At 72.0% G+C, this 22,259-nt stretch carries 19 protein-coding genes and 1 tRNA gene; 15 read left to right on the forward strand and 5 right to left on the reverse strand.

Annotated features, from left to right (window positions below):
• Positions 1–187: 187 nt before the first annotated feature.
• Both ACFWVP_RS24510 and ACFWVP_RS24515 read right to left on the reverse strand, forming a co-directional pair.
• Positions 188–1,975, reverse strand: coding sequence for an asparagine synthetase B family protein (locus ACFWVP_RS24510; RefSeq protein ID WP_384499711.1), 1,788 nt, complete (start codon positions 1,973–1,975; stop codon positions 188–190).
• A 91-nt stretch (positions 1,976–2,066) separates the two neighbouring features.
• Positions 2,067–3,488 (reverse strand): pyridoxal phosphate-dependent decarboxylase family protein, encoded by a 1,422-nt coding sequence (locus tag ACFWVP_RS24515; RefSeq protein ID WP_384499713.1) that lies wholly within the window; start codon positions 3,486–3,488, stop codon positions 2,067–2,069.
• A gap of 173 nt (positions 3,489–3,661) precedes the next feature.
• On the opposite strand from ACFWVP_RS24515, the gene ACFWVP_RS24520 reads away from it, so the two are divergent.
• From ACFWVP_RS24520 to ACFWVP_RS24545, 6 genes are all read left to right on the forward strand, one after another.
• On the forward strand, positions 3,662–4,801 hold the full coding sequence (locus ACFWVP_RS24520) for an acyl-CoA dehydrogenase (protein ID WP_384499715.1): 1,140 nt from the start codon (positions 3,662–3,664) through the stop codon (positions 4,799–4,801).
• 44 nt (positions 4,802–4,845) lie between these two features.
• The gene (locus tag ACFWVP_RS24525; RefSeq protein WP_384499716.1) at positions 4,846–5,373 is read left to right on the forward strand and encodes a hypothetical protein; all 528 of its coding nucleotides are present in this window, start codon (positions 4,846–4,848) and stop codon (positions 5,371–5,373) included.
• Positions 5,370–5,948 carry a flavin reductase family protein gene (locus tag ACFWVP_RS24530; RefSeq protein ID WP_384499718.1) on the forward strand — a complete coding sequence of 193 codons (579 nt, stop codon included), beginning with the start codon at positions 5,370–5,372 and terminating at the stop codon, positions 5,946–5,948. Before ACFWVP_RS24525 ends, ACFWVP_RS24530 begins: the two co-directional genes overlap by 4 nt.
• Positions 5,949–5,965: 17 nt before the next feature.
• A complete protein-coding gene (locus ACFWVP_RS24535) occupies positions 5,966–6,958 on the forward strand; it encodes a VlmB-like protein (protein WP_384499720.1) in 993 nt (330 codons plus the stop codon).
• 67 nt (positions 6,959–7,025) lie between these two features.
• A complete protein-coding gene (locus tag ACFWVP_RS24540) occupies positions 7,026–7,361 on the forward strand; it encodes a VOC family protein (RefSeq protein WP_384499722.1) in 336 nt (111 codons plus the stop codon).
• A 104-nt stretch (positions 7,362–7,465) separates the two neighbouring features.
• Positions 7,466–8,653, forward strand: coding sequence for a methylated-DNA--[protein]-cysteine S-methyltransferase (locus ACFWVP_RS24545; RefSeq protein ID WP_384499723.1), 1,188 nt, complete (start codon positions 7,466–7,468; stop codon positions 8,651–8,653).
• A gap of 54 nt (positions 8,654–8,707) precedes the next feature.
• Here ACFWVP_RS24545 and ACFWVP_RS24550 read toward each other — a convergent pair whose 3' ends face one another.
• Positions 8,708–8,869, reverse strand: coding sequence for a hypothetical protein (locus ACFWVP_RS24550; RefSeq protein WP_384499724.1), 162 nt, complete (start codon positions 8,867–8,869; stop codon positions 8,708–8,710).
• A gap of 74 nt (positions 8,870–8,943) precedes the next feature.
• On the reverse strand, positions 8,944–9,942 hold the full coding sequence (locus ACFWVP_RS24555; RefSeq protein ID WP_384499726.1) for a bifunctional lysylphosphatidylglycerol flippase/synthetase MprF: 999 nt from the start codon (positions 9,940–9,942) through the stop codon (positions 8,944–8,946).
• Between the two features lie 251 nt (positions 9,943–10,193).
• Here ACFWVP_RS24555 and ACFWVP_RS24560 point away from each other — a divergent pair, with 251 nt between their 5' ends.
• From ACFWVP_RS24560 to ACFWVP_RS24585, 6 genes are read left to right on the forward strand one after another with little or no spacing between them, the layout of a single operon-like run.
• On the forward strand, positions 10,194–11,351 hold the full coding sequence (locus ACFWVP_RS24560) for a sulfotransferase family protein (RefSeq protein WP_384499727.1): 1,158 nt from the start codon (positions 10,194–10,196) through the stop codon (positions 11,349–11,351).
• Positions 11,352–11,378: 27 nt separating this feature from the next.
• Positions 11,379–12,617 carry an ABC transporter substrate-binding protein gene (locus tag ACFWVP_RS24565; protein WP_384499729.1) on the forward strand — a complete coding sequence of 413 codons (1,239 nt, stop codon included), beginning with the start codon at positions 11,379–11,381 and terminating at the stop codon, positions 12,615–12,617.
• Between the two features lie 29 nt (positions 12,618–12,646).
• Positions 12,647–14,338, forward strand: coding sequence for a thiamine pyrophosphate-dependent enzyme (locus ACFWVP_RS24570; RefSeq protein ID WP_384499730.1), 1,692 nt, complete (start codon positions 12,647–12,649; stop codon positions 14,336–14,338).
• Positions 14,335–15,753, forward strand: coding sequence for a pyridoxal-phosphate dependent enzyme (locus ACFWVP_RS24575; RefSeq protein WP_384499732.1), 1,419 nt, complete (start codon positions 14,335–14,337; stop codon positions 15,751–15,753). Before ACFWVP_RS24570 ends, ACFWVP_RS24575 begins: the two co-directional genes overlap by 4 nt.
• 51 nt (positions 15,754–15,804) lie before the next feature.
• Complete coding sequence (locus tag ACFWVP_RS24580; RefSeq protein ID WP_384499734.1) at positions 15,805–16,968, forward strand: Glu/Leu/Phe/Val dehydrogenase dimerization domain-containing protein; 1,164 nt, start codon at positions 15,805–15,807, stop codon at positions 16,966–16,968.
• Positions 16,969–17,011: 43 nt separating this feature from the next.
• A complete protein-coding gene (locus ACFWVP_RS24585; protein ID WP_384499735.1) occupies positions 17,012–18,433 on the forward strand; it encodes an adenylosuccinate lyase family protein in 1,422 nt (473 codons plus the stop codon).
• Positions 18,434–18,477: 44 nt separating this feature from the next.
• Here the strand turns inward: ACFWVP_RS24585 and ACFWVP_RS24590 are convergent, their stop codons facing one another.
• Complete coding sequence (locus ACFWVP_RS24590) at positions 18,478–19,227, reverse strand: SDR family NAD(P)-dependent oxidoreductase (RefSeq protein ID WP_384499737.1); 750 nt, start codon at positions 19,225–19,227, stop codon at positions 18,478–18,480.
• 113 nt (positions 19,228–19,340) lie between these two features.
• Here ACFWVP_RS24590 and ACFWVP_RS24595 point away from each other — a divergent pair, with 113 nt between their 5' ends.
• The 3 genes from ACFWVP_RS24595 to serS all read left to right on the forward strand — a co-directional run bounded on the left by ACFWVP_RS24595 (position 19,341) and on the right by serS (position 22,239).
• Positions 19,341–20,744 carry a cation:proton antiporter gene (locus ACFWVP_RS24595; protein ID WP_384499738.1) on the forward strand — a complete coding sequence of 468 codons (1,404 nt, stop codon included), beginning with the start codon at positions 19,341–19,343 and terminating at the stop codon, positions 20,742–20,744.
• An 87-nt stretch (positions 20,745–20,831) separates the two neighbouring features.
• Positions 20,832–20,919: transfer RNA gene (locus tag ACFWVP_RS24600), tRNA-Glu, on the forward strand.
• Positions 20,920–20,952: 33 nt separating this feature from the next.
• On the forward strand, positions 20,953–22,239 hold the full coding sequence (gene serS, locus ACFWVP_RS24605; protein WP_384499740.1) for a serine--tRNA ligase: 1,287 nt from the start codon (positions 20,953–20,955) through the stop codon (positions 22,237–22,239).
• Positions 22,240–22,259 lie beyond the last annotated feature (20 nt).

The following is a 22,259-nucleotide window of genomic DNA, read 5'->3' on the forward strand; positions in this document are numbered from 1 at the left end:
GCCCTGGAGCACGCGGGCCGGGGGGGGGGCCCCCCCCCCCCCCCCCCCCGCCCCCCCCCCCCCCCCCCCCCCCGCACCGAGCGCCCCCCCGCGGGGGGGGGGGGAGCCCGCCCCCGGGCCCCCCCCCCCCGCTGGCGGCGCCCGTATAGACGATCGTCTCCGGGCGCCGGCTGCTGTGCGGTACGGGTCAGGCCGCCAGGGCGGGCTCGGCGGGCAGCAGGACGAGGGGTTCGGTGGAGCCGATGATGCGCAGTTCCTGGCTCCACAGCTCGTGCACCAGCAGCGCCCACACGGCGCTCGCGCCCTCGGGGGTGGAGGCGCGCACCTGGTCGGCCAGGAGCCGCCGCACCGCCGCCGGATCCAGCCGGCCGTCGTAGGGCTGCTCCGAGGAGAGGGTGTCGTAGGCCAGTTGCAGCAGCGGGGTGCCGGGGGCGAGGAGCATCTGTGCGGGCGTGAGCCCGTCCGGCCGCGGCTCCGACCGCGGTCCGGCGGGTACCGGGGCCTTGCCGGCACGGATCTGCCTGGCGTACGCCAGCACCCCGGAGCGCAGATACGGCATACGGGCCTGCACGGCCCAGGCGGCGCTGAGGTGGTCGACCGGGCGCAGCCGGTGGGCGGGCAGCCGGTGGCGGGTCTCGAAGTCGGCGAGCGTCTCGCGGCGCCCGCCGTCGGCTGCGAGCAGGGACGCGGCGACCCGGTCGGACTCGGAGCCCTGGGTGCGCAGATGGGCCCGGTAGTCCTCCGCGTACAGGCTCTCGCGCAGCCACTGGGGTACGGCCGCGACGGCGTCGACGTACGGGGCGATCCAGCCGTTGCCGCGCGGGTCCTGTTCGGCGCGGACGACGCGCGGGTGGCCGGCGAAGATCTCGCTGCCGCCCTCGCCGGACAGGGCGACGGAGAACCCGGCGCCGCGCACCTCCCGGAACAGCGCGTACATGCTGAGGGCGGCCGGGTCGGCGTTGGGCTGGCCCAGGTGCCAGACGGTGCGGGGCAGCAGGTCGGCCAACTCGGCGCCGTCGAGGGCGATCTCATGGTGTGTGGTGCCGCTGCGGCGGGCCGCGGCGCGGGCCGATCCCTGTCGGCCGCCCGGCCTGCGGCCCCGGTAGGAGACGTGGAAGGTGTGCAGCGGCGGCTCCCCCGCCTCCCTCAGCTGCCGGGCGGCCAGCGCGGTGACGAGCTGGGAGTCGGTGCCCTCGGTCATGACGGCGCAGACCCGGGCGTCCGTCCCGGTCAGCCGCAGGACCTCCCGCTGGAGCGGGGTGTCGCCGTCCGGCCCGTCGGGATCCGGTGCGGCCTCGGGGGTGCGCTCGGCGCGGCGGCGTACGACGAGTCCCTGGCTGCCGGTGGCCGACGCGGTGGTGGCGGGAGGCAGGACCCGGATGCCTTCGAGGAGCGTCCGGTTGCCGAGGCAGGCACCGTTGGTCAGGTAGTCGTCGAGGCCCGTGTCGCGCCGCACGGCGGGGACCTGGGAGAAGGCGAGCAGCGCGGACAGCTCGGAGGCGAAGCGGACGGCCCCCGACGGCGCTGTGTGGCAGTACAGGGTCTTGATGCCGTACTCGTCCGTGGCGAGGACGAGTGAGGGCTCGGCCGTCCGCTGGTCGATCACGGCGATCGCGAACATGCCGTCCAGGTGCCGGGCGAAGCCCAGCCCGTACTCGGCGTAGAGGGCCGGCAGCAGGGAGCCGTCGGAGCGGTCGGGGAAGACGTACCCGCGGGCCCGCAGGCGGCGGCGGAGTTCGCGGTGGTTGTACAGCTCGCCGTCGAGAGCGGCGACGACACCTGGGACCTGCGGCGACCGGTAGGGCTGGCCCGCGTGTGCGGCCTCCGTCACGGCGAGCCGGTTGCATCCGAGGGACCAGCCGGGCCCCCGCAGCACCCCCCGCCCGTCGCGCCCTCCGTGGGCCTGGCGGCTGGCGGCTGCGGCCAGTTCCGCGCTGGTCACCTCGCCGGCGAGAGAACCGAACAGTCGGGACACGGACAACACCCCCAGAACCGTCCGCCGCCGAGGAGGCGAGCCGCACCGTGCCCGGCCGGGTGACGGTGGTGCGCGTGTGCCGGGGCGGCGGTCATTTCCCGCCCTCCGTGCCACTCGCGGCCGCGAGGGCGCCGGCCAGTGCCGTGCGGATCTCCGCCACGGACAGGTCCACGTCCTCGGCGGTGGTCCGCCAGGAGGTGACGGAGATCCGCATCGCGGCCCGGCCGCCCCAGGTCGTCCCGCCGAACCAGCAGGTGCCGCAGTCCTGGAGGCGGGCGATCACGTCCCGGGTGACGGCGTCGTCGTCGCCGAACCGGACGAGCACCTGGTTCAGCACGGCCTCGTTGAGCACCTCGACGCCCTCGCAGCCGCCGAGCAGCTCGGCGAAGCGGCCGGCATGGGCGCAGCAGCCGTCGATCATGTCGGCGACGCCGGACCGGCCGAGGCTGCGCAGCGCCGCCCAGACCGGCAGGCTGCGCGCCCGGCGGGACAGCTCGGGCACCCACTCGATGGCGTCGCGCTCACCGGGGGTACCGGCGGGCAGGTAGTCGGTGCGGGTCCGCAGCATCGCGGAGCTGTGGGCCTCGGGGCGTGAGACGAAGACGAGTCCGCAGTCGTAGGGCACGTTCAGCCATTTGTGGGCGTCGGTGGCCCAGGAGTCGGCCTTCTCGACCCCGGCGACCAGGTGGCGCAGCGTGGGGCTGACCGCGGCCCAGAGCCCGAAGGCGCCGTCCACATGGACCCAGGCGGAGCGCCGGTGGGCGAGGTCGCAGATCTCGGAGACCGGGTCGACGGCACCGGAGTTGACGTCCCCGATCTGGGCGCAGACGATCGTGGGTCCCTCGCACGCGTCGAGCACCTCCGCCAGCGCCTCGACCCGCATCCGGCCCTCGCCGTCGGCGGGTACGACGCGGAGCTGGTCGGAGCCGAACCCGAGGTAGCGCAGGGCCAGGTCGATGGTGAGGTGGCGTTGTTCGCCGACCACCACCTGGACCGTGGGCGCGCCCTGGAGTCCCTGCCGCTCGACGTCCCAGCCGGCCTCGGCGAGGACGTGGTGGCGGGCGGCGGCCAGCGCGGTCAGGTGGGCCATGGCGCAGCCGGTCGGGAAGCCGACCGAGGTGCCCGCGGGCAGTCCGAACAGGTCCAGGAGCCAGCCGGCGGCGATGTGTTCCGCGGTGGCGACCGCGGGCCCGAGGTCGAAGATGCCGCTGTTCTGGTCCCAGGCGGTGGCGATCCAGTCGGTGGCGACCGCCACGGGCAGGGTGCCCCCGACGACGTATCCGAAGTAACGGGGGCCGGAGCTGGCGACGACTCCGCCCTCGGCGGCGGCCCGGCCGAGCAGGTCGATCGTCTCGGTGGGCTCGGTGGGCCCGGCGGGCATCGGTCCGCCGAGCAGTTTCATCAGTTCGTCGGCTCCGGCGGTGGCCCCGGCCGGGCGCTCGCAGACCCCGGCGACATAGTCGGCGGCCTGGCCGGCCGCGTGCGCGAGAAATTCCCTTTCCGCAAGATTCATTTCACCGAAGGTAAGGCACGTTGCTGACTCCACGCTGACATCCATAACCGTCGGACACAGGTGTTTCGAGGGTCAGTTGAGTGTCAGCAGGACGTCAGTCGAGTGCTGACATACTCGATTTTCGTCGGCGACAGCCTCACATCCATGGCTACACCGTTCTAGGAGGTACAGCGATGCGATTCCTGGCTTCTGCACGCGCCGCGTCCGAGAAGTTCCATCCGGGTCTGATCGCGGCTCTCGAAGCCATTCCACTGACCGAACGCGAATCGGCCGACAGCCAGGTCGTGGAGATCTTCCGCGCCCATGCGGGCGCCGGTCTGCTCGTCCCGGAGGAATTCGGCGGTCACGGCTCGGGACCCCTCGACGCCGTGCGCGTGCAGCGTGCCCTGGGCGCGCTGTCCCCCTCCCTGGGCGTGGCGACGGTCATGCACCACTTCACGGTCGCGATGCTCTTCAGCCTCGCGGCCTCCGCCGACCGTCTCACCTCGGCACAGTCGAAGCTGCTCTCCTCGGTCGCGACGGACGGGCTGCTGCTCTCGTCGGCCTGGGCGGAGGGCAGGACGGACCAGAACATCCTGCTGCCGGCGGTCGTCGCGGAGCGCGACGGCGACGGCTACCTGGTCAACGGCGAGAAGAAGCCGTGCAGTCTGTCCCGCTCGATGGACCTGCTGACCGCGAGTGTCACGGTCACCGACGACGCGGGCCGTCCGAGTCTCGCGCTGCTGCTGATCCCGGCCGACTCGCCCGGGATCAGCGTCGAGCCGTTCTGGTCCACGCCCGTGCTCGCCGCCGCGCAGAGCGATCTGGTGCGGCTGGAGAACGTACGGGTGCCCCAGGAGCTGGTCATCAGCAGTACGCCGGAGGACCAGCAGCGTCTGGACGACCTCCAGACCTCCGGTTTCACCTGGTTCGAGCTGCTGGTCACGTCCGCCTACACGGGCGTCGCCGCGCAGCTGGTCGGTCAGGTGCTGGAGCGCAAGCGCGGCAGTGTGAGCGACCGGGCGGCGCTGTCGGTGCGGCTCCAGGCCGCCGTGGACCTCCAGGAGGGCGCGGCGCGCGCCATCGCGGACGGGGTCGAGGGCGACGAGGCGGTGGCCCTGGTGCTGGTGGCCCGGTACGCGACCCAGGACCTGCTCGCCGCCGCGGTGGACGCGGCTACGGAGATGCTCGGCGGAATGTCGTTCGTCGGCTCGCCGGACGTGGCCTATCTGGCGTCGGCGGTCCGTGCGCTGGCCTTTCACCCCCCGTCGCGCGGAAGTCTCGCAACGGAATTGGTCGACTATTTCGAGGGAGGTCCGCTCCACCTGTCCTGACCCACCTGTGCACGGGCCGCACGACCCATTCTGCGGAGGAAATCGTGGACCAGAAGAACCCGTTCGAGACGCCCAACACATTCAAGCTGCACCGGGCCGAATATCTCGTGGGCTTCGTACTCTCGATCGTACTGATCATCATCCACTTCGGCGAGATCCGGTGGATCCCGTTCATCGCGCTGTTCGCCTACATCGACCTGATCGGCTACATACCCGGGGCGATCGCCTTCCGTCGGAGCTCCGACGGGCGCATCCCCAAGGTGTTCTACGTGCTCTACAACAGCATGCACAGCCTGATCACCCAGGCCGCCGTCGTCGGACTGTGGCTCTGGCTGATCGGCCCCGAGTGGGCGCTGCTCGCCATCCCGTTCCACGTCCTCGGTGACCGCGGGGTGTTCGGGAACTTCCTCAAGCCCTTCGGTCTGCCCTTCGAGCCGGTCTCCGAGCCGCTCTACCAGCGTCTGGTGGACCACGTGCGGGCCCGGGCGGGGGCGGCCGGGCTGTCCGAGCGCGTGCCCGCGGTCCCGGTGCCCGACGACGCGTCGCACATCACGCAGGGAGCCGGGCTTTGACCTCCCTCTCCTCAGGTACGGCGGCGGCCTCTCAGGAGGAGCTGGGCTCCGAGAGCGGCCGTCGCGCCCTGCGGCGGGTGGCCGCCGGCGTCACCGTACTGACCGTCAACAACGACGGCCTGCGGCACGGCACGACAGTGAGCGCCGTGGTGGCGCTCTCCCGCACGCCTCTGGTGGTCGGTGTGTGCCTGCGGGCCTCGTCCACGTTTACCGCGATGGTGCGCAAGGCAGGCGTGTTTTCGGTCAACGTGCTCAGCGACCAACAGGGGCACCTGGCGCGGCAGTTCGCCGCTCCGGGCCGGGGCCATGGCGACGCCCAGTTCGAGGGCGTCGAGTGGACGGCCGATGCCCTGACCGGGGCGCCGCTGATCGGCGGCAGCCTCGCCCACCTGGCCTGCGCGCTCTCCGACTGCCGGCAGATCGGCGACCACGACCTGCTGACGGCGGACGTGCTCGACGGGGAGCCGGGGAGCGGAAGCCCGCTGCTCACCTTCGCCGGACGTCTGCACCCCGAGGGCGTACCCGACCTCGGCGCGAGTACCCGGGCCGGCCAGTCCGCCCGGACCACCAACTAGACATGGAGTGATCCGAGATGGCCGTTGACATACCGATCGAGGCCGACTGGGAGAACGCGCCGGGGCTGCTGGACGGAGCCGGTTCGCTGTCCCTGACGGTCGACCAGTGCGACCTGGCGTACTGGTTCTCGGCGGTGGCCCAGGGCACCCTGCGGGGGCGTCCGCTGGGGTACGCCCCCGAGGTGACCACGCCCGCCCACATGCGCGAGCCCGGCCCGCTGCGGGAGGCGCTGAGCCTGGAGCTGGCCTACCGTGCGCTGGACGAGGAGGCGGCCACCCGTGTGCTGGCCGACTACGTCGCCACCGCGCCCGGCATCCCCGAGCTGGAGTTCTTCTCCACCCAGCTGCTGGACGAGGCCCGCCACCACATGATCTTCCGCAACCACATCCTCGACCTGGAGGTGGTGTCCGCCGACCGGCTGATGCCGTGGGTCCGGGAGGTCGGCGGGGAGTACGAGAAGACGGTCCTCACCCCGATCAAGGAGTTCGCGCAGACGGTGACGCGCGAGGAGGGCGACTTCATCGGCGGGGTCGTGGCGTTCGCCGTCATCATCGAGGGCGTGCTCGCCGCCTCCACCGAGCTCAGCGAGCGCAAGTGGGGGGTCCTGGACCCGGTCGCCGGCGAGATCGCCCGGGGTGCGGCGATCGACGAGATCCGCCACCTCGCGGTCGGCAGCTCGATCGTCAGGGAACACCTGATCAGCCACCCCGAGGACCGTGCGCACGTGCTGCACATCCTGGGCCGCGGACGCGAGCTGTGGGGCGAGATCAACGACCGTGAATTCGTCATGCACCGCGAGGAGCTGTTCCAGGAGGGCATGCTCCAGCACCGGGATCTGCTCACCGATTTCGAGCTGTTCCCCGGCTGCCGAATGCTCGACACCACTCCGCAGTCCCGATGGGATCTCGCGGCCCGGTGGAACGACGAACTGGCCGAATCTCGCCTGAGGTACATGGGCATCCCGGAGGCAATCGATCTTCTGCGTGCACGGGCACCCCGAATCCTGTAGAACTGTCCGTCGGGTTACGCGCCGTCAGAAATAGCGGCGTTCGCACATTTCGCACCAGGAGGAATACATGGCCGTCTCCATCGGCAACGTATGCATCGACACGAACGACCTGAAGAAGGCGTCGAAATTCTGGCAGGAGGTGACCGGATACACGGTCTCGTCCTCCGACGAGAGCACCATGTACTTCGAGGCCCCGCAGAAGGACGCGGTCGGTTTCTCGCTGCAGCTCGTCCCGGAGAAGCTGGAAGGGAAGAACCGCCTGCACCTGGACCTCTTCACGGGTGACCTGGAGGGTGAGACCAAGCGGGCCAAGAGCCTCGGCGCCACCGAGGTCGCGTCCTACGACGGCTGGGTCGTCCTGAAGGACCTGGACGGCAACGAGTTCTGTATCTGCGCGTCCTGATTTCGGGCGCCTGAACGACAGCGGGGGCGGGTCGGCACTCATGCCGGCCCGCCCCCGCCGCCCGTTGCGGGCATGAGGCAGAGGTGAGAGAGAACGGTGGACGGATGAACCCTGGATTCGCGTTGTTCGACTCGGCCGTGGGCCGGTGCGGGATCGCGTGGAGCGACCGCGGCGTCACCTGCGTGCAGTTGCCCGAGCCGGACGAGGAGGGCACCCGGGCCCGCCTGGCACTGGCGGCGCCCGACGGGGTGGAGGGGGAACCGCCGCCCGCCGTGCGGACCGCCGTCGACGCACTCGTACGGCACTTCGGCGGGGCGTCGGCGGACCTCGGCTCGATCGTGCTGGACCTGTCCGCGGTGCCGCCCTTCCGCCGGCGGGTGTACGAGGAGGCGCGGCGGATCCCCGCAGGTACGACCCTCACCTACGGGCTGCTGGCGGAGCGGCTCGGGCAGCCCGGCGGCGCGCGGGCCGTGGGGCAGGCGCTCGCGCGCAATCCGTTCGCGTTGGTGGTGCCCTGTCACCGGGTGGTCGCGGCGGGCGGGAAGCCGGGCGGTTTCTCGGCGAACGGCGGGGTGACCACCAAGCTGGGGCTGCTGGCCGTCGAGCGCGCGGCCGGGACCGGCGGGACACGGCCCGTGGGCGGCCACGCCTTTCCCTTCGACCCGGACACGGCCCTCGCCTATCTGCGCGGGTCCGACCCGGGTCTCGGTGCCCTCATCGACGAGATCGGCCCGTTCGCCATGCGGGTGAACGAGGCGGCCACCGTCTTCGGGGCGCTCGCCGAGGCGGTCGTCTACCAGCAGCTGTCCAACAAGGCCGCGGCCACCATCTTCGGCCGGCTGCGTGCGCTGTTCCCCGAGACGAGCGAGGGACTGCTCCCCGAGCAGATCCTGAGCGCCTCCGAGGAACGGCTGCGCTCGGCGGGCCTCTCCCGGGCCAAGGCGGCCTCGCTCCACGACCTGGCCGCCCGGGTGGAGTCGGGCCGGCTGCCGGAGCTGGACGTCATCGCGGGCATGGCCGACGAGGACGTCGTGGACTGCCTCGCCGCCGTACGGGGCATCGGGCGGTGGACCGCGCAGATGTTCCTCATGTTCCGGCTGGGCCGCCCCGACGTGCTGCCCCTGGACGACTACGGCGTCCGCAACGGCTTCTCGCTGGCCTTCGGCCTGCGGGAGCTGGCCGGGCGCGCCGAGATCGAGGAGCGGGGTGTCCTGTGGCGCCCGTACCGCACGGTGGCCTGCTGGTACCTGTGGGAAGCGGTGGAACGCGCGAAGCAGGGGCCGTCGGCCTGAGCTGAGCCCGAGCCGACGGCCCCTGCCGGATGACGTGTCCGGTGGGGGTGTCCCTCACCGGTCCCCGGCCGGGCCGCCCGCCTCGACCAGCAGCGCTTCGAGTGCGGCCAGCGCGGCGTCGGCCTCCTGGCCCGCCGCCACGTCGTCCGGGGCGCCGGCGACGGCGCCGAACATCTCGAAGACCCGCTGCCCCGCCGCGTCGATCTGTTCCGACATCTGCGTTCCTCCTGATTTCTGTCCGGGTGGACGTCCAGGGCCTCGTCCGGATCGCCCGATCCGGACGAGGGCTCCTAGACGGCGTTGCAGGCGCGGAAGATGTGGACCAGTCCCGGGATGCTCGCCCCGTCCTGGAAGGCCAGGTACTCGGGCGTGATGCGGTCGGGGGCCCACTTCTCCTTGTACGCCAGCTGCGTCTGGGCCGGGTAGACACCCTCGCCGTGCTTCCACAGGTGGCCCATGAACCAGTGGAACGCGCGGTTGTGCCCCGGCAGCGGCGGCCTGGCCTCCAGCGCGGTGAACGGCGTGAAGCCGAAGTGGAGCCAGTGCACGCCCTCCGCCTTGAAGGTGTCGATGGCGGCCTTGTTGATCGCCTCCATCACCCCGGGCGGGGAGTCGGGGTGGCGCCGGGTCAGGTCGTGGAGCCAGCCGGCCTGCTGCCCGTAGACCGGGGAGTACGTGATGTAGCCGGTGAGCCGGCCGTCCAGGACGCCGACGAACAGCCGCCGCAGGTGCTGGTAGCGGCCGCCGTACTGGCCTATGAGGAACTCCAGCTGCTTGACCTCCTCGCCCTTGGTGCCCAGCCAGAGCTTGTCCAGCGCGCGCATCTCCTCGTACCAGGAGTCGAGCGGGACTTCCTTGATCTCCAGGCCGCTGCGCAGCGACCGGGAGATCTTGTTGCGCAGCTGCATGAACGCGGTGCCGCGCAGGGTGAAGTCGTCGAGGCCGACCGCGAACGACGACCCCATCTGGTTGATCGTGAATCCCTGCTCCACGTACGGGGCGGTGTCGCCGGCCTGGACCTGCACCGCGACGATCTTCCGGTCCTGTGCGCGGGCGAACTCGGTGAACTCCCGCAGCAGCCGCGAGCGGGTCTCCTCAGGGGCGAAAGGCCCGGCGAACTGCACCAGATACCGGCCGGTGGTGCGATAGACGATCACACCCGGGGAGTTCTCGGATGTGAAATAGCTGTTGCCGCTGTTCAGTGCGAGAAATGCGCTGGGATTATCCGCGACCGTATACCGCTGGATCGCATCCAGCACGCTGTCGGTTTCTTCCATGACGTCAGTCATGTTCACTTCCGTTCACGCCGGATCAACACCTTCAGTTTTCCATCAGTTATCGCACAGCCGCGGATACGCTCGCAAGACTTTCCGGTCCCGAACATGGTCAGGTATGCGTCAGCGGCATGTCAGGCCGCGACGCCTATTGTTGGTGCCTGCCGACCGGATCGAAATCAGGTGTGAATATCACCCGGACCGGCCGGTTTCACGTACGAAAAAGACCTGCGAAATGCACGGCATCCCGCAGAAGGCAGGAGTACATGAGCCCGGACGCGTTCGATCCCACCTCCGCACACCCCGCGGACCTCGACCCGGTGGTGCTGGCGGCCGAGGCCCGGCAGATCGCGGGGGTGGACGAGGACACTCCGCTGCGTTTCCTGACGGACCTGGCGGAGCTCACCGCCGGCATCGACGCCGAGGCCCGGCTGCACGAGGCGGGCCGGGTCCGCACCCGGGCGGCGCTCAGATCGGCCCTGGTGACCCAGCTCCGGGTCGGCCGGATGACCGCCGCCGACCCCGCCGTACGCGAGGTCCCGGTGCGGCCGGTCTTCATCACCGGTCTGCTGCGCACCGGGACGACGTTCCTCCAGCACCTGCTGGCCCAGCACCCGGATCTGCGCGCGCCCCGGCTGTGGGAGACCATGGCGCCGGCCTCGGAAGCCGCGCCCGAGCAGCTGGTCCGGGAGTGCGAGACGTACATCGAGGAGTACTACCGGGCGGCCCCCGAATTCCGGTCGATCCATCTGCTGAAGGCCGAACTGCCGGAGGAGTGCCACCGGTTGACCGCCAACTCCTTCCGGCACTCGATCTACGCGCTGCGCTACCGGATACCGGGCTACGCCCGCCGGCTCGACGGGCTCTCGATGCGCGAGTCCTACGCCTTCCACCGGGAGCAGCTGCAGTGCGTGCTGCGCCGCGACCCGGGCGCCCCCGTGCTGCTGAAGTGCCCCTCGCACCTGTGGCACGCCGAGGACCTGGCCGCGGTGTATCCGGACGCCAAGGTCGTCCGGCTGCACCGCTCCCCGACGGTGGCGGTGCCCAGCGTGTGCAGCCTGACCGCCGCCGTACGCTCCGCCCGGTCCGACCGGGTGGACCGGGAGGAGATCGGCCGGTACTGGCTGGACCACGCCTCCCGGGCGCTCAACGGGCTGCGGCCCGGCGCCGGTCCGATGTCCACGCCTCCGCTCGACCTCGGCTTCCGCGAGGTCGTCAAGGATCCGCTCGGTGCCGCGGAGAAGGTGTGCGACTACATCGGTGTACCCCTGACCGCCGAGGCCCGTGCGCGCATGACCGCGTTCATGGCGGCCGAGAACGACGCGACGACCGGCCACCACGCGTACACGCCGGAGAGCTTCGGCCTGACCGAACGTCTCATCGAGGAGCGTTTCGCCCCCTATCTCGCCACGTTCGAACTCTGAATGCGCCATCTATCAGGAGGAGCTGCGATGACCACCGCCCCGACCACCTTCGAAGAGCGCGCCCGGGCCGGCGTCGACGAGGTCAACAAGCTGGCGGGCGAGAACCCCGTCCGCATCGGCATCGTCACCCCGCTGAACGAGCCCGGCGACCCCACGGCCGGTGAGCTGGTGACCCGGGGCGCCTGCCTGGGTGCCGAGTACGTCCGTGAGCGCGGCGGGATCCGTGGCGGCCGGCAGGTCGAGTTCGTGCTCTACGACGACCAGGCGACGGCGAAGCAGGAGGGCATGGCCCGGTCCTCGGCCGCCCAGATGGTCAAGCTGGCCCTCGTGGACGACGTGGTGGCGGCCATCGGCCAGTGGCACCTGCGCACCACCCCTTCGGTGGTGGACGTCGCGACCCGGTACGGCGTACCGATCTTCGTGGAGAACGGGCACAGCCTGATCACCGCGGAGAAGCGGCGCAACGTCTTCCGCTCCTACTTCTCGATCGCCGACCGGGTGCCGGTGATGCTCGACTTCGCCGAGTCCGCCGGGATGCGCCGCATCGGGCTGATCGCCGCCGACACCGTCTTCGGCCAGCAGATGGCCGACACCCTCGTCGAGTACGGCACCCAGCGGTACGGCATGGAGTTCCTGCGCTTCGACTTCCCGCAGGACGACACCACCGACTTCCGCGAACAGCTCAGCGCCATCCGGGACTTCGAGCCGGACCTGTTCATCAACGGCGCCGTCATCAAGACCAACTACATGATCGTCGAGCAGGCGGCGGAGGTCGGGCTGCGGCCGCACACGCCGATGATGGTCACCTTCGGATTCCCGCTGCGCTCCGACGACTTCTGGCGGCTGTCGGGCAAGGACGGCGTCGGCACGATGTGGCCGGGCATGCGCTACCGGCCGTCGTGGGAGGGCCTGACCGACACCGGCCGCTGGTTCATCGACCGCTACGTGGAGCGCTACGGCACCTTCCCGCCGGACACCGCGCTGACCCACTTCACCGATGTCACCATCATCGCCGCCGCCCTGGACGCGGCCCGCTCGGACAGCCGGGAGGACCTGCTGGACGCGCTGGAGGCCATGGAGTTCGACACCTGGTGCGGTCCGCTGCGCTTCGGCCGCGGCCCGGCCCACTGGCACCACAACACCCCGGAGCTGGCACTCCTGCAGTACCAGGAGTACCAGCAGAGCTTCGACGACTCGGCGATCATCTACCCGCCGCAGACCGCCACCGCCGCCTATCTGCCGCCGTCGTCCGCCTCCGCGGGCTGACCGACCCTCTGCTGCCGAGGAGACTCAGCGTGTCGACAGTGACCACAGGCCCCCTGGGCCGGCCCCCGACGGTGGCGCACACCGTGGTGGCGAGCCTGCGCGGCCATGGCGTGGACCGGGTGTTCTGCGTGGCCGGGGAGAGCTATCTGCCCGCGCTCGACGCCTTGTACGACACCCCGTCGATCGATGTGGTGACCTGCCGGCACGAAGGCTCGGCGGCCTTCATGGCCCTGGCCGACGCCAAGCTGACCGGGCGGGCGGGTATCTGCCTGGTCAGCCGCGGTCCGGGTGCGGCGAACGCCGCCGTGGGCGTGCACGCGGCGGCCGAGGACGGCTCGCCACTCGTCCTGGTCGTCGGCCAGGTGCCGGTGGACGAGACGGACCGGGAGCCGTTCCAGGGCATGGACCTGGGGCGGCAGTTCGGCGGCACGGCCAAGGCGGTCTGGACGCTCCAGGACCCGTCGTCCGCCGCCGAGTTCGTCGCCCGCGCGATCCGGGTCGCCGAGTCCGGCACCCCGGGCCCGGTCGTCCTCGGGGTGCCGGAGGACGTGTGGGCGGCGGCCGACCCGGTGGGCGTGCCCTCACGGGCCCGGACCGTCGGTCCGGCCGTGCCGGACGCGGAGGGGCTCGGCAGGATCCGCGAGCTGCTGGCGGCGGCCCGCCGCCCGCTGCTGCTGGCCGGGGCGGGGCTGGAGGGCGCCGAGGGGCGCGCGTTGCTGCGGGCGGCGGCGGAGCGGCACCACCTGCCGGTCGTCACGAGCAACAAGAACCAGCACCTGCTGTCCAACCGGCATCCCTCCTACGCCGGCCATCTGCACAACTCCACCCAGGGCGCCCAGCTGGCGGCCCTGGACCGGGCGGATCTCGTCCTGGCGGTCGGCACCCGGCTGGACACCAGCACCACCAAGGGGCGGCGGTTCCCGGCGCCCGGCCCGGCGCACCGGCAGCCGCTGGTGCACATCCACCCGGACCCGGGCCGGATCGGACTCTTCCACCGGCCCGAGGCGGGCTTCGCCGCCGACCCGGTGTCCTTCCTGCGGGAGCTGGCCACCTGGCCCGCCTCCGGCGCGGACCGGACGGCCTGGCGGGACGAGCTGCACTCCATCGAGGTGCGCAAGGCGGTCTGGGAGCCGGTCGAGGCCGAGGACGGGGTGGTGTTCGGTGCCGTGCCCGCGGCCCTGGACGAGCTGACGGACGGCGACGTCACCGTGGTCGTCGACTCCGGGACCTTCACCAGCTGGGTCTACCGCTATCTGCGCTTCGGGGATCGCGGCCGGCTGCTCGGCATCAGCTCCAGCTCGATGGGCTTCTCCGTGGGGGGCGCGGTGAGCGCCGCCCTGCGGGCCGAGGGCACCCCGGTGGTGGCCGTGGTCGGCGACGGCGGCTTCCTGATGAACGGCGGTGAGCTGATGACCGCGTGCAGCCTGGAGCTGCCGGTCGTCTACATCGTCTCGAACAACGGCAGTTACGGGACCATCCGGGCCCACCAGAACCGGGCCTTCCCGGACCGGACGATCGCCACCGATCTCGCGAACCCGGACTTCGCCCGGCTGGCCGAGTCGTTCGGCGCCCTGGGGCTGACCGCCCGCACCCCGGCGGACGTACGCCCCGTACTGGCCAAGGCGTTGGCCCATGGAGGACCGGCGGTGGTGGAGGTGCGCACGAGTCTGCGGCACCTCAGCCCGTACCGCCGCCCGACGGAGAGCGAGGACCGAGCGTGACTGCGGCGACGGACGGCACCAAGGACCCCGGAGGCCCCGGAGGCCCCGGACAGTGGCACGAATCCGTCATCGATCTGATCGGTGACACCCCGATGGTGCGGCTGGGGCGGGTGGCCGAGGGCCTCGCCCCGGCCGTCGTGGCGAAGCTGGAGTACTTCAACCCGGGCGGCTCGTCCAAGGACCGCATCGCCCTGCGGATGATCATCGACGCCGAGGAGGCGGGCCTGCTGCGCCCCGGCGGCACCGTGGTGGAGCCCACCTCGGGCAACACCGGTGTCGGGCTCGCCCTGGTGGCCCAGCAGCGGGGCTACCGCTGCCTGTTCACCTGTCCGGACAAGGTGTCGACGGACAAGATCGCGGTCCTGCGGGCGTACGGCGCCGAGGTGCGGATCTGTCCCTCCTCGGTCCCGATGGACCACCCGGACTCCTACCGCAGCACGGCCGCCCGGCTGGCTGCCGAGATCCCCGGCGCCTTCTCGCCGAACCAGTACGCCAACGCGGCCAACCCCGAGTCCCACTACCGCACCACCGGTCCGGAGATCTGGTCCCGGAGCCGGGGCGGCGTCACCCACTTCGTCGCGGGCGTCGGCACGGGCGGCACCATCTCGGGCACCGGGCGCTATCTCAAGGAGGTGTCGGGCGGCCGCGTGCGGGTGATCGGCGCCGACCCGGACGGCTCGGTCTACTCCGGTGGCACCGGGCGCCCGTACGTCGTGGAGGGGGTCGGGCAGCCGTCGCTGCCGGGCTCCTACGACCCGGCGGTACCGGACCGGATCATCAAGGTCTCGGACGCCGACTCCATCGCCATGACCCGCCGGCTGGCCCGCGAGGAGGGCATCCTCACCGGGGGTTCGGGCGGCATGGCGGTGGCGGCGGCCCTGGAGGCGGCCCGTGACGCGGGCCCCGACGACGTGGTGGTCGTACTCGTTCCGGACTCCGGGCGCGGCTACCTCTCGAAGATCTTCGACGAGTCCTGGACGGAGCGCTTCGGCTTCGCCGACCAGCCGGGCGAGGGCCCCCGGGTCAGCGACCTGCTGGAGCGTCAGACAGCGCGCCGTGAACTGGTGTTCGTGGATCCGCACGAGTCCGTGACGGCCGCCGTGAAGCTGATGCGCGAGCGGGACCTGACCCATCTGCTGGTCGCCTCCGCCCCGCCGCCGGTGCGGCTCCCCGAGATCCAGGGCGTACTGACGCCCGCCGCCCTCGCCCGGAGCCTGGCCCGGGGCGCGATCGGCCCGGACGACGAGGTCGCGGACCACATGGATCCGCCGCCGCCGCCCGCGGGCACCGGCCGGCTGGCGGCGGGCGTGCTGGCCACGCTCGCCGAGGCCGGGGCCACCGCCGCCGTCGCGGTGGCCGGAGGCCTGCCCGAGGGCCTGGTCACCGAGGCGGACGTGCTGGCCCTCCTCGGGTGACGGCGACCGACCGAAAGCTTCCTGACGCGACGAAGGCGAGAAGAGGCAGACATGGCACAGATCCTCTCCTACGAGGACCCCGCGGGCCGGGTGCGGGGCTGGCTGGCGTACGACGGTGACACCGCCCCGCTGGCAGCCGGCGGCTGCCGGATGCGGCCGGGCCTGGGCGCGGCCGAACTGGCCGGACTGGCAGGGCGCATGACGCTCAAGCAGCGGGTGCTGGGCCTCAACGTCGACGGCGCCAAGTGCGGCGTCGACCACGACCCGAGGGCCGCCGACGCCGAGGAGGCGATGAGCGGCTTCCTGGCCTTCCTGCACGACGAGCTGCACCGGCGGTTCAGCATGGGCTCGGACATGGGGACCCGGTGGGACGACCTCCAGCGGCTCGCCGCCGCCCAGCAGATCCCCTCCGTCAAGTACGCGGTGAAGACCGCACAGCGCCTCAGTGACCAGGACTTCTTCGCCCGCATGGCCAGCCTGGACGAACAGGCCGGGCTGCTCACTCTGAGCGGACGGCGGGCGGGCCACGTCCTGGCGCACGCGGCGATCGGCGCCGCCCGGGCGGCCGGCGGCTCCGGGAACCTCTCGGTCGCCCTCCAGGGCTTCGGCACCCTGGGACGGGCCGCCGCCTGCACCTTCCTGGAGGAGGGCGTACGGGTCACGGCGGTCTCCGACGAGTACGGCTGTGCGGCCGACCCGGCCGGCCTCGACCTGGAGCGGCTGCTGCGCAGCGCCCCGGGCACGCCCGTCCCGGAGCTGGCCCCCGGGCGCACCCTGCCGGGGAACGCGTCGCTGTTCGGGGTGTCCGCCGACGTCCTGGTGCTGGCCGCCGGTGCCGACGCCATCGACGCTGAGCAGGCCGCGACGCTCGGCTGCCCGGCTGTCGCGGTCGGCGCCAACCACGGGCTGACCGACGCGACGGAGGACGCCCTGCACGCCCGGGGGGTCCTGGTCGTACCGGACTTCATCGGCGGGATCGGCGGTTCGGCGTCCATGGAGGCGCTGTTCGGTGCCCGTACGGTGCCGAGCGCCGCCCAGGTGCTGTCCCGGTCCGCGCATCTGACCCGCCAGCTGGTGGACGAGCTGTTCACGGTGGCCCGCCGGCACGCCGAGAGCCCGCGCTCGGCCGCGCTGCGCCTGGCGGAGCGCACCCGGATCGACGCCTCGGCCCCGCCGTACGGCACCTGCCCGTATCTCAAGCCGAGCGACCTCTGAACCACCCCGTTCCAGCCTCTGACGCCCGTCCTGAGGGGATGCCATGACCACCCACACCCACCTGGATTCCGCGACCGAGCCGTGTCGGCACGAACGCGGCCACATCACCGACTCCCGCTTCTACGGCAACCGCTACGCCTCACCGGACAGCCGCCGCATCTTCTGCGACGTCTGCCGCAAGCAGCGGTGGCTCGACATCGAGGCCGCGCTCGCCCTTGCGCAGGCCGAGATAGGCATGATCCCGCAGGACATGGCGGACACCATCGCGGCCACCGCCCACCTGGAGCACGTCGACCTGGACGACGTGCAGCGGGAGATCGAGCGCTCGGGCCACTCGCTGGTCGGGCTGCTGCGCGTCTTCGAGGAGGCCTGCGGCCCGGACGCCGGGCAGTACATCCACTACGGGGCCACCACCCAGGACATCCAGGACACCGGGCAGAGCCTGGAGATCCGCGACGTGCTGGACGTGCTCCAGGCCCGGCTGTCGTCACTCGTCGCGACCTTCGCCACGCTGGCGGAGCGGCACGCCGAGACCCTGGCCCTGGGCCGCACCCACGCCCAGCCCGCCCTCCCGATGAGCTTCGGCCTGAAGGTGGCCGGCTGGACGGACGAGCTGCTGCGCCACTACGAGCGCGTCGAGCAGCTGCGTGAACGTGTTCTGGTGGCCCAGCTGTTCGGTGGCGCGGGCACCATGGCGGGCTTCGGTGACCAGGGTCCCGACCTGCTGGAGCGCTTCGCCCGCCGCCTCGGTCTGGACACCCCGACGATCGGCTGGCACGCGGCCCGTGACCGGCCCACCGAGTTCGTCAGCACCCTGGCGATGGTCACCGGCACGCTCGGCCGGATCGCGGACGAGGTGCGTACGCTGGTGCGTCCCGAGTTCGGGGAGCTGTCCGAGGCATGGCGGCCCGGCAAGGTCGGCAGCAGCACCATGCCGCACAAGCGCAACCCCGAGCGCCTGGAGCAGGTCGTCGTGATGGCCCGGCTGACGGGTGCGCAGGCGAGCGCCTCCTTCGCCGCGCTGATCGGCGACCACGAGCGGGACGCCCGCGCCCTGCGGATCGAGTGGTCCTGTGTGCCCGATGTGTCGCACTACTGCCTGGCCGCCTGCGACATGATGCTGGAGAGCGCCACCGGCCTCCAGGTGCACGTGGACCGGCTGCGGGACAACACCGAGGTCGCCGCCGACCGGGTTATGTCGGAGCGGCTCATGCTGTCGCTGGGCCGCCAGATGGGCAAGCAGCGGGCGCACGAGCTGGTCTACGACATCACGCAGCAGGCGCAGACGCAGAGCCGGCCGGTCCGGGAGGTCCTGGAGGAGCACACGCAGGCGGCCTCGATGCTGACCTCCGCGGAGCTGGACGAGATCTTCGACGCGTCCGGCTACATGGGGTCCTCCGCGGTGCTGACCCTGCGCGCGGTGGCCGACGCCCGTAAACGACTGGCCGTCATGGACACCGTGTGAGCCGGGCGGAGCCGCGGGCCCGCCGGGCGCGCGGCTCCGTCGTGTCAGCCGCGCCCGGCCATGGCGGCTCCGTTGATCTGGACGATCTGCCCGGTGAGGTATCCGGCGTCCGGTCCGGCCAGGTGGGCCACGGTCGCGGCGACCTCGTCGACGGTGCCGCCCCGGCCCATCGGGGCCTGCGCGGCACGCCCGGCGTGGAAGTCAGGCGACATCCGGTCGCCGTAGAACTCGGTGTCCTGGATGTAGCCGGGCGCCACGATGTTCGAGGTGATCCCCTCCGGCGCCAGGCGCAGGGCCAGCTCCCAGGACCACGGGTGCAGGGCCGCCTTGGCCGCTCCGTACGATCCCGAGCCCCGCAGCGCGGCGATCGACCCGACGGTGACGATCCGGCCGCCGGGGCGCCGCAGCGCGGGCAGCAGCGCCTGGGTCAGCAGGACCACGGGGAGCACGTTGCCGGTGAAGTTGGCCGTCCAGTCCCGGCGTACTCCGTCCAGGTCGGTGGCCGGGGACGCCGCGAGGTTACCGCCCGCGTTGTTGACCAGCACGTCCACGGGCCGTCCCGGCGCGGTGATCTCGCGGGCGGCCCGCTCCACGTCCTCGGGCACGCTCAGGTCGGCGACCACGACCTGGGTCCGCCCGGGTCCGAAGGACTTGTCCAGGGCGTCCGCGGTCTCCCGCAGCCGGTCGGCGCGCCGGCCGATCAGCACCAGGTCCGCTCCCGCCGCTCCGAGGCGCTCCGCCACCGCCCGCCCGATACCGGTCGCGCCACCGGAGACAACCGCGAGTGTGCCCACGTCGAACCTCCCCCGCCCGCCCTGGAGCGGACCTCGTGCGGTCGCGGCCACTTCCGCGACCGCGCACAGCTGTTCCCGCAATCTACGGCCAACTCCCTGAGAGGCGCTCGAGTATGAAGAGATATTTCAGTGTGTACGCGCTCGCGGTGATCGTGCCCGGTGCGCTCGCCGCCTGGCTGCTGGTCCGGCTCACGGACGGTTCGGGCGGCACCGCGCCAGAGGCCGGTTCGTCGGCCGAGGCCGCCTACCGGCTGCTGCTGGCCGCCGCGGCCGTCGTCGCGGTGGCGGCGCTGGGAGGCTGGCTGGCGCGCCGGGTCGGGCAGCCGGCGGTGGTCGGCGAGCTGGCGGCCGGTATCGCGCTGGGCCCGTCGGTGCTGGGCGCGCTGGCCCGGGGGCCGCAGGAGTGGCTCTTCCCGGACACGGTCCTGCCGCACCTGGACACCCTGGCGCAGTTCGGCGTCGTCTTCTTCATGTTCCTGGTCGGGGCGGAGCTGCCCTCGGGATCGCTGCGCACCAGCGGACGGGTCGGGATCCTCATCGGGCACGCGTCCATCGCCGTGCCCTTCGCGATGGGCACGGCCATGGGGCTGTGGCTGATCGACCGGTATCCGCCGGTGCACTCCAGCCGGACGGCGTACGTGCTGTTCATCGGGCTGGCCGTGTCGATCACCGCGTTCCCCGTCCTGGCCCGGATCCTGGCCGAACAAGGGCTCCTCGGCACCCGGCTGGGGGCGACGGGCATGACGTCCGCCGGGATCAGCGACGTGACCGCCTGGGTGCTGCTGGCCGCGGTGATCTCGACCGTGCGCGGTACCTCGCTGACGGCGGCGGCGCTCTCCATCGTCTACGTCACCCTCTTCGCCGTCCTCATGCTGGGGGTGGTGCAGCCCTTGGTGGCCAAGGCGGTGGCCCGGGCCGACGCCGGTGAGCTGTCCAGGGACGCGGTCTGCGCCGGGCTGGTCTTCCTCGTGCTGATGAGCGCGTTCGCCACCGACCGGATGGGACTGCACGCGATCTTCGGGCCGTTCATGGCGGGGGCGATCATGCCGCGCGGCTCCCGGGTGATCGAGGACCTGACCCACCGGATCCAGGGCGTCACCGTGTGGTTCCTGCTGCCGCTGTTCTTCGTGACGGTGGGGCTCCGCACCGACCTGGGGAGCCTGAGCGGCGCCGGCACCTGGCTGGTGTGCCTGCTGATCATCGCCGTGGCCGTTCTCGGGAAGGTCGCGAGTGCGACCGTGGCGGCCGCCGCCACGGGTGAGTTCACGAGACGGGAGTCGCTCGCGATCGGCGCGATGATGAACTGCCGGGGGCTGACCGAACTGATCGTGCTGAGCGTGGGTGTCCAATTGGGGGTGCTGAACGGCGAGCTGTTCTCCATGTTCGTCTTCATGGCCCTGGTCACCACCGCCATGACCGGGCCGCTGCTGCGCCGGCTGCTGCCCCCCACGCCCGTCCCGGACACCCCGCCGACGGCCCCGGCTGTGCCCACCGGAGCACGGCGCAAAATTATCTGACGGTGCGTCAGCCCGCTGTCAGCGCGGTGGCAGCGGGCTCTGTCATAGTTGTTCTCGGGAGCAGGAGGAAAGCGGAAATTGCTTCCGGGAGAGGTTCTCGTAGCGGCCCAACGAGTTCCCTATTTCATAGGGAAAGGCTTCACGGCCTCCGCAGGTTCGAATCCTGCCCTCTCCGCCGTGGCGGTGCCGAATTGGTGAGGTGTCACTCATGCACGACGCGAACGCGTTGATCGGTACGGCCGAGGAATCGGTGCGCCGACTCGGGCGCCGGGGTTACGCACTCGACGTACCCCTGCTGGAGAAGCTGGTCCAGGAGCGGGCGCGCGGCATCACCCGCGCCGACGAGCTGCGCGCCCGGATGAACCGGCTGACCCGGTCCATCCAGGACGCCCCCGCCGCGGACCGCCCGCGCCTCGCCCAGGAGGCACGTGCGGGCAAGGCGGAGGTGCGCGAGGCGGACCGGGCGCGGCTGGAGCACGAGACGGCCCTGCACACGCATCTGCTCACCGTCCCGAACCTCCCGCTCGACCGGGTGCCGGACGGCGGCCCGCAGGACGAACCCCATGAGGTACGGCGCTGGGGCAGTGTCCCCGACTTCGCCTTCACCCCCCGCGACCACGTCGAACTCGCCCGTTCCCAGGGCCTCTTCGACCCGGACCGGGCCGGCAAGCTCTCCGGGGCGCGCTTCGCGGTGCTGCGCGGGGCGGGGGCCGCGCTGGAACGCGCGCTGGCCGCGTTCCTCCTGGATCTGCACACCCGCGAGCACGGCTACCGCGAGTACAGCCTGCCGCACCTGGTGACCCGGGAGACGATGACGGGCACCGGGCAGCTCCCCAAGTTCGAGGAGGACCTCTTCCGGACGTCGGTCGGTGAGCGCGAGCTCTTCCTGATCCCGACCGCCGAGGTGCCGCTGGTCAACCTGTTCCGTGAGGAGACCCTGCCGGCGGCCGAGCTGCCGATGGGGCTGACCGCGCACACCACGTGCTACCGCTCGGAGGCCGGTTCCTACGGCAGGGACACCCGGGGCCTGATCCGGCTGCACCAGTTCTCCAAGGTCGAGCTCGTCCGGCTCTGCCACCCGGACGACGCCGAGGCCCAGCTGGACCTGATCCTCGGCCATGCCGAGGAGTGCCTGCGCCGCCTGGGCCTGCACTACCGCGTGGTGGAGCTGCGCGCGGGAGACCTGGGCTTCTCGGCCCGCCGCACCTTCGACCTGGAGGTGTGGCTGCCGGGCCAGCAGGCGTACCGGGAGATCTCCTCCGTCTCCGACTGCGGCACGTTCCAGGCGCGCAGGTCCCGGATCTCGGTCCGTACGGGCGCGGCCAAGGAACCCCTGGTCACCCTCAACGGTTCGGGCCTCCCCCTGGGCCGCACCCTGGTGGCCCTGCTGGAGCAGCACCAGGGCGAGGACGGTTCGCTCACCGTGCCGCCCGCCCTGGTCCCGTACACCGGCTTCACCGCGATCGCGCCCGACGGCACACCGGTCCCCGTTTGACCCGTCGCCGGGCCGGGTCG

It is taken from the genome of Streptomyces sp. NPDC058637 (genome assembly GCF_042717325.1).
GTDB lineage: Bacteria > Actinomycetota > Actinomycetes > Streptomycetales > Streptomycetaceae > Streptomyces.

What these genes read in the sequence shown, in the direction of transcription:
- ACFWVP_RS24595 (WP_384499738.1), top strand. Translation starts at nt 19,341, where the DNA reads ATGAAGAGATATTTCAGTGTGTACGCGCTCGCGGTGATCGTGCCCGGT.
- ACFWVP_RS24520 (WP_384499715.1), top strand. Translation starts at nt 3,662, where the DNA reads ATGCGATTCCTGGCTTCTGCACGCGCCGCGTCCGAGAAGTTCCATCCG.
- ACFWVP_RS24555 (WP_384499726.1), bottom strand. Translation starts at nt 9,942, where the DNA reads ATGACTGACGTCATGGAAGAAACCGACAGCGTGCTGGATGCGATCCAG.
- ACFWVP_RS24540 (WP_384499722.1), top strand. Translation starts at nt 7,026, where the DNA reads ATGGCCGTCTCCATCGGCAACGTATGCATCGACACGAACGACCTGAAG.
- ACFWVP_RS24550 (WP_384499724.1), bottom strand. Translation starts at nt 8,869, where the DNA reads ATGTCGGAACAGATCGACGCGGCGGGGCAGCGGGTCTTCGAGATGTTC.
- ACFWVP_RS24580 (WP_384499734.1), top strand. Translation starts at nt 15,805, where the DNA reads ATGGCACAGATCCTCTCCTACGAGGACCCCGCGGGCCGGGTGCGGGGC.
- serS (WP_384499740.1), top strand. Translation starts at nt 20,953, where the DNA reads ATGCACGACGCGAACGCGTTGATCGGTACGGCCGAGGAATCGGTGCGC.
- ACFWVP_RS24585 (WP_384499735.1), top strand. Translation starts at nt 17,012, where the DNA reads ATGACCACCCACACCCACCTGGATTCCGCGACCGAGCCGTGTCGGCAC.
- ACFWVP_RS24515 (WP_384499713.1), bottom strand. Translation starts at nt 3,488, where the DNA reads ATGAATCTTGCGGAAAGGGAATTTCTCGCGCACGCGGCCGGCCAGGCC.
- ACFWVP_RS24560 (WP_384499727.1), top strand. Translation starts at nt 10,194, where the DNA reads ATGAGCCCGGACGCGTTCGATCCCACCTCCGCACACCCCGCGGACCTC.
- ACFWVP_RS24545 (WP_384499723.1), top strand. Translation starts at nt 7,466, where the DNA reads ATGAACCCTGGATTCGCGTTGTTCGACTCGGCCGTGGGCCGGTGCGGG.
- ACFWVP_RS24565 (WP_384499729.1), top strand. Translation starts at nt 11,379, where the DNA reads ATGACCACCGCCCCGACCACCTTCGAAGAGCGCGCCCGGGCCGGCGTC.
- ACFWVP_RS24535 (WP_384499720.1), top strand. Translation starts at nt 5,966, where the DNA reads ATGGCCGTTGACATACCGATCGAGGCCGACTGGGAGAACGCGCCGGGG.